Origin of the sequence: Bradyrhizobium sp. A11 (assembly GCF_042077125.1) — a bacterium.
Taxonomy (GTDB): Bacteria; Pseudomonadota; Alphaproteobacteria; order Rhizobiales; family Xanthobacteraceae; genus Bradyrhizobium; species Bradyrhizobium japonicum_B.
Genome location: NZ_CP149509.1, coordinates 6,030,194 through 6,041,421, shown reverse-complemented (window position 1 = coordinate 6,041,421; position 11,228 = coordinate 6,030,194). Strand labels below are relative to the sequence as shown.

General features: G+C 65.8%; 7 protein-coding genes. 2 read left to right on the top strand and 5 right to left on the bottom strand.

All coding sequences use genetic code 11. The annotated features are described in order from the left end of the window. The first annotated feature begins 50 nt into the window (after positions 1-50). Entirely contained in the window at positions 51-506 is a 456-nt protein-coding gene (locus tag WI560_RS28435) for an Lrp/AsnC family transcriptional regulator (RefSeq protein ID WP_028134282.1), read from the top strand. A gap of 121 nt (positions 507-627) precedes the next feature. Here WI560_RS28435 and WI560_RS28430 read toward each other — a convergent pair whose 3' ends face one another. Further along, positions 628-1,986, bottom strand: coding sequence for an LLM class flavin-dependent oxidoreductase (locus WI560_RS28430; RefSeq protein WP_375305830.1), 1,359 nt, complete (start codon positions 1,984-1,986; stop codon positions 628-630). After that, complete coding sequence (locus WI560_RS28425; RefSeq protein ID WP_375305829.1) at positions 1,983-2,201, bottom strand: hypothetical protein; 219 nt, start codon at positions 2,199-2,201, stop codon at positions 1,983-1,985. Before WI560_RS28425 ends, WI560_RS28430 begins: the two co-directional genes overlap by 4 nt. 294 nt (positions 2,202-2,495) lie before the next feature. On the opposite strand from WI560_RS28425, the gene WI560_RS28420 reads away from it, so the two are divergent. Then, positions 2,496-6,611, top strand: coding sequence for a GAF domain-containing protein (locus WI560_RS28420; protein WP_375305828.1), 4,116 nt, complete (start codon positions 2,496-2,498; stop codon positions 6,609-6,611). Between the two features lie 176 nt (positions 6,612-6,787). On the opposite strand, the gene galE is transcribed toward WI560_RS28420, so the two are convergent. Genes galE through WI560_RS28405 form a run of 3 tightly spaced genes read right to left on the bottom strand, consistent with a single transcriptional unit; the run spans position 6,788 to position 10,968 of the window. Continuing rightward, a complete protein-coding gene (gene galE, locus WI560_RS28415; RefSeq protein ID WP_375305827.1) occupies positions 6,788-7,780 on the bottom strand; it encodes a UDP-glucose 4-epimerase GalE in 993 nt (330 codons plus the stop codon). A gap of 19 nt (positions 7,781-7,799) precedes the next feature. Further along, positions 7,800-8,603: a WecB/TagA/CpsF family glycosyltransferase gene (locus tag WI560_RS28410; protein ID WP_375305826.1), complete on the bottom strand. Its 804-nt coding sequence runs from the start codon at positions 8,601-8,603 to the stop codon at positions 7,800-7,802. Next, entirely contained in the window at positions 8,596-10,968 is a 2,373-nt protein-coding gene (locus WI560_RS28405; protein WP_375305825.1) for an exopolysaccharide transport family protein, read from the bottom strand. Before WI560_RS28405 ends, WI560_RS28410 begins: the two co-directional genes overlap by 8 nt. Between the last annotated feature and the right edge of the window lie 260 nt (positions 10,969-11,228).

Below are 11,228 nucleotides of genomic sequence, written 5' to 3'. Positions count from 1 at the left end.
TTTCATATCGAGCCGGATTTTGGTAGGGTTGACTGAATTGGTGAGGTTCCATGATTGAAGACCAGGACACCCGGATTCTCGCCCACCTCCAGAAGGACGGCCGCGCCACCAACCAGCAACTGGCGGAGGAGGTCGGCATGTCCACCTCGGCATGCTGGCGCCGGGTGCGCGCGCTGGAGGAGGCTGGCGTCATTCAGGGTTATGCGGCCCTGGTCGCGCGCGAGCAGGCAGGGTTTGCGATGTCGGCCATCCTCCACGTCTCGCTGGAGCGGCACGACGCGAAGTTCGTCGACGAATTCGTCGCCAGGGTCACGCGGCGCCGCGAAGTGCTGGAGTGCTTTGCGACCACGGGCGATGCCGACTACCATCTGCGCGTCGTCGTGCAGGATATGGCGGCCTACAACCGCTTCCTCGACGAGTTCATGTTTCGCATCCCCGGCATCCGCTATGTCCGCAGCAACGTGGTGTTGAAGGAGATCAAGTCGAGCGTCGCGCTGCCGTTTTGAGACGCGGGAGGCGCCTTTGTGTGGGCAAAGCGTGGGGTGGGCAAAGGCACGCTCGCGCCGTGCCCACCATCTCGTCTTGATTGCGAAAGTGGTGGGCACGCTTCCGCCTTCCCTCTGCGAGCTAATCCCGTGGCTGGACCTTCCAGGCACCGGCCGCCGGCCGCTTGAACCCGAGGTTCTCGCGGAGTGTCTTGCCACGATAGTCCTTCTGGAATAGGCCACGGCGCTGCAGCTCCGGCACGATATGCTGGACGAAATCGGCGTAGGAGCCGGGCACGCAAGTCGCGGCGATGACAAACCCGTCGCAGCCGCGCTCGACGAACATCTCCTCCAACTTGTCGGCGATCTCCTTGGGGCCGCCGACCATCGCATCCTGAACCTGGCCGCGGCCGGAGAAGGTGACGAAGTCGCGCGCGCTCGGATTGCTCTTGCCGGACGCCTTCAGCACGCCATCGCGGATACCCAGAATGCCCTGCATGCTCTTCAATTCGTCCGTCGTCAGCGGCTCGTCGAGGTCCTTGGAAGCAAAGTCGTAGTTGAGCGCTTCGGCAAGCAGCGACAGGGCGTCGATCTCAAGCGGCAGCTTGTTGATCAGCGCCATCTTGTCCTCGGCCTCCGCCCTGGTCGCTGCGCAGACCGGCGTCGTCAGATTGCAGAGGAACATCCGGTCGGGATCGCGGCCGGCCTTGGCGGCTTCGTTGCGCACGGCCGCATAGCCCTCCTTGGCCGCGGAGAGATTTCGCGCGGCCGTGAAGATCACCTCGCCCCATCGGCCCGCAAAGCGCTGGCCGCGGCCGGAGGCGCCGGCCTGGATGATCACGGGATGGCCCTGTTGCGAGCGCGGCACGGTGAACGGTCCGCGCGACTTGAAGGCCGGCCCCTTGTGATCGAGCCGCTTCACCTTGCTCGGATCGGCAAAGCGGCCGCTTTGCTTGTCCATGATGAGCGCGCCGTCTTCCCAGGTGTCCCAGTGACCGAGCACCACCTCCATGAACTCGTCGGCGCGATCGTAGCGGGAATCGTGTTCGGGATGCGAATCCCGGCCCATGTTGAGGGCTTCGCCGTCGTTGAGCGAAGTCACGACGTTCCAGCCCGCGCGCCCGCCGGACATCAGATCGAGCGTTGCGAAACGGCGCGCGACGTCGAAAGGTTCGTAGTAAGTTGTCGAGCAGGTCGCGCCAAGGCCGAGCTTGTCAGTGACCATGCCCATCGTGGTCAGCACGATCAGCGGATCCATCTTCACGCAGCGGATGCCGTATTCGACGGTGTGGGCGTGGTCGTTGCCGTAGCGGTCCGGCATTGCCAGGCGATCGTCGAAGAAGGCCATGTGGAATTTTCCGGCTTCGAGAATTCTGGCGATCTCCTGATAATAGTCGGCCGACATCGAATCGTCGCGCGAGTCCGGATGCCGCCAGGAGCTCGGCAGGTTGGTGCAGTTCTGCGCCTGGAGGAAGCCGACCAGGACCATCTGTCGCGTCATGCTGTTCTCCCTTCCGTCACGCCAGACCGAGGCCGGTGTCGAGCCGGTATTCCCTCGCCGGCGCGCAGCTTTTGCCACGCGGCACCCTCGATCTCGATCCTGTCGCGCAGGCGCTGTTGCGCGCGCAGGCCTTCGATCTCGCCGGGATAGGGGACGCCCGGCGGAGCAGGGGCCGTGCTGACGTGCGTGAGACGATCGGCCCTGGCGATCGGCATGGCGTTCCCTGAGGCTCTCGCCCCTCGCGGGCAATGGTTGTTGAGGCCATCGTCTCAAAGCGCAGTTGCGATATCAACCGGCTGTAAACCAAGACAGGGCTGCTAATTCCAAGAGAGACCGCCTTCGGTGGAGGAATCGTCCACGCTGCGGTATTTTCCGGCAGTCTGGCGCGGTCGTTCGCAGCTCGTTCACTTTGATTGACAGTTTGCAGCGCGCAATAACGACCATTTAGGCGATGGGCCTTCATAAGGTCACCTGGGAAAAACAGGCAGAATGCCCCGGGAGCTGAGATCGTGACGACGACACTCGCGCGCACCTTTGCGGCGCTGAGCGCCATCAACGAAGCGATTCTCTATGCGACATCGCCGGACGAGCTGTACCAGAAGGTCTGCGACGCCGGGTTCTCCAGCGGGGATTTCGTGGCCGTCGCCGTGTTCCTGGTCGAACCGGACGGCCGCCGTTTGCGGTTCGCGGCCGGCTCCGGCGACGACCTCCCGCGGCTGCGCTCGATCATGGTCACGGCGGAGTCCGGCACGCCTGAAGGATCGGGCGTCGGGGGCGAGGCGTTTCGCGAGCAGAAGCTGTGCATCAGCAACGATTACCTCAACGATCCGCGCTCGCTGGCGTGGCGCCAGGGCGCCGCTTCGGCCCATATCGGCGCGGCCGCCGCGCTGCCGCTGCTCTGCAACGGCAAGAGCGTCGGCGTGCTGTATGTGACCCGAAGCGAACCCAATTCGCTCGACGACGAGATGGTGTCGCTGTTCGAGCGCATGTCGGCCAACATTTCCTACGCCCTGGACAATTTCGCGCGTGAGACCGCGCGGCAAACCAGCGAACGGGCGACGCGGCGGCTCAATCGCATGTTCGGCGCGCTCAGCGCCACCAACGAGGCCATCCTGCGCGCCAAGACCGAGCAGGAGCTCTATCAGCGCGTCTGTGATGCCTCCGTTCACGGCGGCAAATCCCTCTCGACCGTCATTTTGCTGAAGGAGCCGGATTCCGATTGGCTGAAGCCAGCTGCGGGTACCGGCCAGAACCTAGAATTGGTTGCTCGAACCCGGTACTCCGTCGATCCGGAGAATCCGTATGGCCGCGGCATTACAGGGGAGGTATTCCGCTCGCAGAAGCCGTGCCTGGAAGACGATCTGCCCGGTCGCACCAAGGGGACGCCGTGGGAGCAGGTCAATATCAATACCGGCGTCGCCGCCTGCGTCGCTGCTCCTTTGATCAAGCATGGTCAGAGCGTCGGCGTCATGCTGTCCTTCATCAGCCGGTCCTGGGCCAAAGACGAAGAAGTCGTCGCGCTGATGCTGCGGCTTGCGGAGAATGTCTGCTTTGCTCTCGACAATTTCGATCGTGAGTCCGAGAAGACCCGGATTGCGGTGGAGGAGGAGCGCCTGGCGCGCATGTATGCCGCGCTCAGCGCCACGAACGAAGCCATCCTGCGCGCTCACTCGCGTACCGAGCTGTTCGATCTCGTCTGCGAGGCGACCGCCAAGGGCGCCAAGTTCACCTCGGCCAACATCGCGCTGGTCGACCATGACGCCGAGCTGCTGCGCGTCGTCGCCTGTTACGGGCCGAATGCGAACGAGGTTCGCAACTTCAAGTTCTCCACCTCCGAGCAGGTGCCGGAAGGCCGCGGCCTGACCGGCACCGCCTACCGTACGCGCCGGCCCGCCGTCAGCAACGATGTGCTCGCGGACGAGCGCATTGCGCCGTGGCACGCCAGCGCACGCCGCACGGGAATCGCATCTTCCGCCGCCCTGCCACTGTTCAGCGGCGACCGGGTCGAAGGCGTGTTCCTGTTCAACTCTCCAGAGGTCGGTACCTTCACGGACGAATTCGTCGAGTTGCTGAGCAGGCTCCAGGCCAATGTCGCCTTCGCGCTGGAAAGCTTCGATCGCGCCGAGGAGAGGGCGCAGGCCGACAGGCAGCGCAATCGCCTGAGCGGGATGTTCGAGGCACTGAGCGCAACCAATGAGGCCATCATCCGCGCCAAGACGCGCGAGGAGCTGTTCGAGGCCGCCTGCCAGGCCGGCGTCCTCGGCGACGTGTTCGCTTCGGCCACGATCGGCATCATCGACAGGGACAACGAAGTGCTTCGTGTCGCCGCGGTAAAGGGACGTCTGAAGGAGCAGATGGTCGGGCGCACCTGCAACCTTGCCGCCGGCCATCCCGAGGGTCAGGGCATCATCGGGATGTCGATCCGGACCCGCCGGCCCAGCGTCATGAACGACTACCTCAACGACCTGCGCTCGATGCACTGGCGGACGAAGGCGATCGAGGACGGAACGCGCGCTGCCGCCAGCTTTCCGCTCCTGAAAGCAGGCCAGGAGCCGATCGGCATCCTGCTTTTCCTTGCGACCGAAGACAACACGTTCACGCCAGACCTGGTCGAATTGCTTGGACGCCTCGCCGAGAACGTGTCGTTCGCCCTCGACAACTTCGACCGGGCCGAGGAGAAGGCCCGCACCGAGGCGCAGAAGGAGCGGCTGACACGCATGTTCGCGGCCCTGAGCGCGACCAACGAGGCGATCATGCGGGCGAAGTCGCGCGCCGAGCTGTTCGATCTCGTGTGTCTCGCGGCCTCGAATGGCGCCAAGTTCACGTCGACGACCATCGCGCTGGCCAGCGCCGAGAGCGATCAGCTGGAAATCGTGGCGAGCGCGGGCCCGTCTGCCGATACCACGCGCAACGTCCGCCTCTCTATCGATCCGGAGCGGCCCGAAGGGCGCGGGATGAGCGGCACGGCGTTCCGCACGCGCCAGCCCTGCATCAGCAACGACTATCTGAACGATGATCGCGTCCGCGCCTTCCACGCCGTCGTGCGCAGCGACGGCGCGCGCTCGGGCGCGGCGTTTCCGCTCATCGTGCACGACCAGGCCGTCGGCGTCATGATCTACATGTCGACCGAGCCCGGCACCTTCACGGCAGAGTTCGTCGAGCTGTTGCAGCGTCTCGCCGACAACGTCTCCTTTGCGATGGAGAATTTCGATCGCGCCGACGCCAAGAACCAGGCGGACGAACGGATCGAATACCTCGCCTCGCATGACAGCCTGACCGACCTTCCGAACCGCGAGACCTTCAACGGGCTCCTGCGCGAGGCGATCGCCACGGCAGAGCGTCACGATCACCGCTTTGCGGTGCTGTTCATCGATCTCGACCGCTTCAAGGTCATCAACGATTCGCTGGGGCACGAGGCCGGCGACCTGCTTCTGCTCGAAGTGGCGAACCGCCTGCGCGGCGCGCTGCGGGCAAGCGACGTGGTGGCGCGGCTCGGCGGCGACGAGTTCGTGGTGATCCTCGACCAGTGCGGCAGGATCGATGACGTCCAGCGCATCGCGACCGAGCTCTTGGCTGCACTCGCCCAGCCCATGGAGCTGGCCGGGCACGAATGTCACACCACGGCGTCGATCGGCATCGCGATGTATCCGGCCAACGGTGCTGACGCGCAGACGCTGACCAAGAACGCCGACATGGCGATGTATCTCGCCAAGGAAGACGGCAAGAACGGCTATCGCTTCTTCTCCAAGGAAGTGAAGACCCAGTCGATCGAAAGGCTGTCGCTGGAGAGTGCGCTGCGCCGGGCGCTGGAGCGCGGGCAGTTCTCGCTGAACTACCAGCCCAAGGTGGAGATGGAGACCGGCCAGATCACCGGCGTGGAGGCGTTGCTGCGCTGGACGCATCCCGATCTCGGCAACGTCTCGCCGGCGCAGTTCATTCCGCTCGCGGAAGAAACCGGACTGATCGTGCCGATCGGCCGCTGGGTGCTCAACGAGGCCTGCGCGCAGGCCATGGCCTGGCAGCGCAGCGGCCTGTTGCCGTTGTCGATGGCGGTCAACCTGTCGCCGCGGCAGTTCGCCGACGAGCATCTGTTGCAGGACGTCGACGAGGCGCTGGCGGCCAGCGGCATGTCGCCGGTGCTGCTCCAGCTCGAAGTCACCGAGAGCATGATGATGCGCAATGTCGGCCGCGCGCTCAAGGTGCTCGACGCCATCCAAAGCCGCGGCATTCGCCTCGCCATCGACGATTTCGGCACCGGCTATTCGTCGATGTCGCTGATGAAGCACTTCCCGATCGACACCATCAAGATCGACCGCTCCTTCGTGCGGGACCTGCCGCAGGATTCGGAAGACCAGGCGATCGCGCAGGCGATCATCAGCATGGGCAAGGCGCTCGGCATGACCGTCGTCGCCGAAGGCGTCGAGAACGCCGAGCAGGAGGCGTTCCTGCGCGCCCATGGCTGCGACGAGATGCAGGGCTTCCTCGTCTCGAAACCCCTGCCGGCACGGCAGATGGCCGAGCTGCTGCGGCCGATGGTCCTGCCTGTCGCCCCGCCGCTCCAGCCGGAGCCGGACGCTGCCGCCACGGAAGCCGCGGCGTCACGGCTGAAACGCGCCGCCGTCTGACGGCTGCGGCTCGTTCACCTCTCCCGCTTGCGGGAGAGGTCGGCGCAAAGCGCCGGGTGAGGGCTGTCTCCTCCGAGGGATTGCCCCATTGCGGATACACCCTCTCCCCAACCCTCTCCCGCTAGCGGGAGAGGGAGCGCAGCTCCGATGTGTCGATCAGACCTGATCCAAAGGCCCTATCGCGCCCTGAACGGATGTGCCTTCTGGTGCCAGGCCCAGGCGGTGCGGATCACATTCGCCAGGTCGGAGTGACGCGGCACGAAATTCAGCACCTTTCTCGCAGCCGACGGATCTGCGACCAGATACGTGGGATCGCCGGCGCGGCGCGGCTTGACGGTGTGCGGCACCTCGCGCCCGGTCTCCTGCCGGATGGCGTCAAGGATCTGGCGCACCGAGAATCCGGAGCCGGTGCCGAGGTTGAAGCTGCCGCCCGCGTGTCCGCCTTCCAGAAGCTTCAGCGCCGCGACATGCGCCGCCGCGAGGTCGGTGACGTGGATGTAGTCGCGGATCGCGGTGCCGTCGGGCGTGGCGTAATCGTCGCCGAACACGGCGAAGTCGACATGTCCCTGAAGCGCCATCATCGCGCGCGGAATGAGATGGGTTTCGTTGTCACGCAGTTCCCCGATGCCACCGCCCGGATCGGCGCCGCTGGCGTTGAAATAGCGCAGGCAGAACGCGCCGAAGCCATAGGCGGTGCGATAATCAGCGAGCATCCGCTCGATCATCAGCTTCGAGGCGCCGTAGGGATTGATCGGCACGCAGGGGAAGTCTTCCGGCAGTTCCTTGGAATCGGCGTTGCCATAGACCGCGCCGGTCGAGGAGAACACGATGCGATGGCAGTTCGCGTTGCGCATCGCCTGCAACAGCGACAGCGTTCCCTGCACGTTGTTGACATAATATTTCTGCGGGTCGGTCATGGACTCGCCGACCAGGCTCGCCGCCGCGAAATGCATCACCGCCGTGATCTTGTGGTCGGCGAAGGCGCGTGCCAGCGTCGTGCCGTCCAGCAGATCGCCTGTGACCAGGGGGCCGGCGACGAAGCTGCGATGGCCTGTCGAGAGATTGTCATAAACGACGGGCTGATAGCCGGCGGCGGTCAATGTGCGGCAGGCATGCGAGCCAATATAGCCCGCGCCTCCTGTGACGAGGACAGTCGGTCGGTCGGTCATGTCGTCTTGTGCTCTTCTCTTAGCGGACGGGTCGGTTGCGGCTGAAGAGAAGATAGAGCGCGCGGGGGTTGGTGGTCAAATAGCGCCAGAGCAGGCGGCGTGGCTCGAGCAAGGTGCGCCAGGCCCATTCGAGTCCGACTTTTTGCATCCATCGCGGCGCGCGGGAACGGCTGCCTGACAAGAAATTGAAGAGGCCGCCGGATGTCTTGATAACGCCAACATTGGTGAGATGCGGCGTGAATTCCTTCACGAATGCCTGCTCGTTGGGCACGCCGAGCGCGACCCACAGATAATCCGGCGCAAGCGCGTTGATCTCCTCGACCTTCGCGCGCAGCTCTTCGCCGCGCAGATAGCCGTGGCTGTGCCCGACGATCTTCAGATTTGGATACATCTTCCGGACGTTCTCGACCGCCGCGATGTTCTCGGCCTCGCTGGCGCCGAACATGTAGAAGGTGCGGCCCAGCGCTTCCGCCTTGCGCGCGACGACGTGGAACAGGTCGGTGGTCGCGACCCGCTCCGGCAGCGGAAACCAGGATTGCAGCTTCGAGGCGGCGACCAGCGGCTGCCCGTCGGCGTTGATCAGATCGGCGGCACGGAACAGGCGCTCGGTCTGCGGCTCAGTCGAGCAGCGCGCCAGCACCTCGCCATTGGCCGAGGTCAGGAACAGCGGACGGCCGATGCGGCTGTCGGGATCGGTCGCCTCGATCATGAAATCGGCGGTCTCTTCCAGATCGATCGCGGCCATGCGAAGCCCGCCGACGGTGATCCGCGGCACGTCGGCAGTTGCTGCCCGTCCGTCGAGGTTGACGCGGCGCTCAAGCATATTGTCTGCCTCGCTGACGCGTTTCAATTGCAGGGGTGAGCTCGTCGAGCACGACGCCGACGAGCTTGCGCTCGGCGCGGCCGAGTGCGGTCAGGATCTCTTCGAGACTGTCGTTGATGTCGAGGCTGGTCGGAAGCACCGCCACCAGCGCGTCGGTGTCGTCGAGCAGCTTGCGGCTGCCGGCAAGAAGCGGCATCGCGGGGCCGTCGAGGATCACGAGGTCGTAGCCGCCTGCGGCGCGCGCCTGCGCGATCGCCTTGCGGATCGCGTCGGCGGCCTTGCCGGCATCGCCCTCGCCGGCCGGCAGCACCGAAATGCCGTTGACCGTCTTGAGCTCGCGTGCGGCCTTGCTGCCGATCGAGAGCCAGCCGAGCTTGCTCGGCTCGTTCCTGCCGGGGCGGGCGACCTTGTTCGAGAGCGCGTGGGCCTGATGGTCGGCATCGATCATGAGCACGCGGGCGCCATCGCGCGCCGCCGCGAGCGCGAAGTTCAGCGCGCTCACGCTGCGCCCGGCAGTCTCGCCGCTGCCGACCAGCGCAATGACGGGCATCGGCTTGTCGCCGGCGCGCCGGGCTGCGGCCGTGCGCATGTCGCGCCAGGCGTTGAGCAGCTTCGTCAGCGGAAAGCCGGGCCGCAGCGTCGGCCAGCCCAGCCGGGTGAGATCGACGCCGCCGCCGGTGGCGAGGATGGCGCCGAGCGTGTGGATGACGTCGGCCTCCTGAAGGCGCGCGATCAGCGGCTTCTCGATCGAGGGGTTTTCGACCATTGCGGGCTGCAGCGGTGGCGCGGCAAGCTCGGGCGGGAGCTGCGCGATCTCGGGGGCCCGCGACGGCTGGTCGGGCCGCGGAATTTCCGGCGCCCGCGAAACCTCGGGAGCGCGCGCTGTCTCGGGCGCCGGCTTGCGTTCGCGGCGGACTGGTGCGGGCACTGGCGCGTTGGCGCCGGCGAACAGAAGCTCGACTGCGACGAACCAGCTCGAGGCCGCAAGCGCGCCGAAGATGAAGCCGATCATGGCGAACAGGCTCATCGCGGGCGGGAACGAGCGCCGCTGCGGCACGGTCGCCTCGCCGATGACGCGGGCCGCCGAGGTGTTCAGGCTCTCCTGCTCCTCCGTCTCGCGGGAGCGCTTCAGGAAGGATTGGTAGACGTCGCGGCTGGCATCGGCTTCGCGCTCCAGCTCGCGCAGGCGCACGGCGGCCTGGCTGAGCTGGACGCTTTGCCGCTTCTGCGCCTCCAACGCCCGGTTGAGCGAGGCTTCATAGTCGCGGGCGCGCGTCAGATCGTTTCTGGCGGCCTGGGCGAAGCGGTCGATCTCTTCGCTGATGGTGCGCTTGAGGTCCTCGACCTGCTTCTCGGTCTGGCGCAGCGCCGGATGGCGTGGTCCGAGCTCGCCGGCCTGCTCGGCGTATTTCTTGCGCGCATCGGCATATTGCGCGCGCAAATTCGCGATCGTCGGCGATTGCAGCGCTTCCGGAATCGCGCCGGCATCGGCAGCGGTCCGGCGGCTCGCCTCGATCTGGTCGAGCCGTGCCTGGGCATCCATCGTCGCGGCGCGCGCCGCGGAAAGCCGCTGGTTGCTGGCGGAGAGCTGCTGGTCGCTGATCAGCGCATCCTGGGTGCCGACGAAATTGTTCTGGGCCTTGTAGGTGGCGAGGGCGGTCTCGGCGTTGCGCAGCCGCTCGCGCAGCTCCTTGAGGCGGCCGGAGAGATCGCTGGTGGCGCGCCGTGCGGCCGAAGCCTGCGAATTGCGGGACTCGGCGAGGTAGGCACTGGTCAGCGTGTTGGCGAGCATCGCCGCCTTCGCCGGATCCGTCGACCACACCTCGATATCGACGATGAAGCTCTTCTCGGTCTTGCGAATCGTGATGTGCCTGTTCAGCGCCTCGAGCGCCGCAAGCTGCACCTCGGTGTTGGCCGCAGCGGAGGGCGCCCGGGGCTGAAGGCCGACCAGGCCGAGCAGCGACGACATCAGGCTCCTGCCGTCGCCGCCGCCGAATTCCGGATCCTTGTCGAGACCGGCCTGCTCGATCACCTTGAGCAGGACGCTGTTGGCGGTGATCAGGCGCGCCTGGCTCTCCACCACCATGGACATGCCGGAGACGTCCTGCGCGCGCGGCGTCAGCTCCCGGTCGACGAGCTGAAGCTCGCGCGGGTCGACATAGAGCTGGGCGGTGGCGGTGTAGCGGGGCGTCAGGCTCTTGCCGATGGTGACGGCAAGCGTTGCGCCGAGCAGGGCAGCCGCGGCAATCGCGACCTTGCGCCGCCACAGCAGATGGGCGAGCTCCACCACGTTGAAGCCGGCCTGAGATCTCTGATGCAGAGGCTCGGGTCTCGCCCGATCGATCGGCTGGTTATAGTCAAGCATGATCCCCAGCTTTCATTCCAAGTGCCGCAGGCTGAGGGGTTACTCTTCGCTCTACGCCACGCACCCGGGATATAGGTGCCCAATCAACGCAACAGGGAAAATTAACCATACTCATTGAGGGACTATTCACCGAAATGGCAAACAAAGCGTTTAAGCGCCTGCCGCTCCGCGCTGCGTCCGCGTGATGCCGGCCATGCGCTGGCCCCCTCGAGATTAACGGTTCGTTACCGCGCACGGCGCTGCCGCGCGACTCCGCTTGC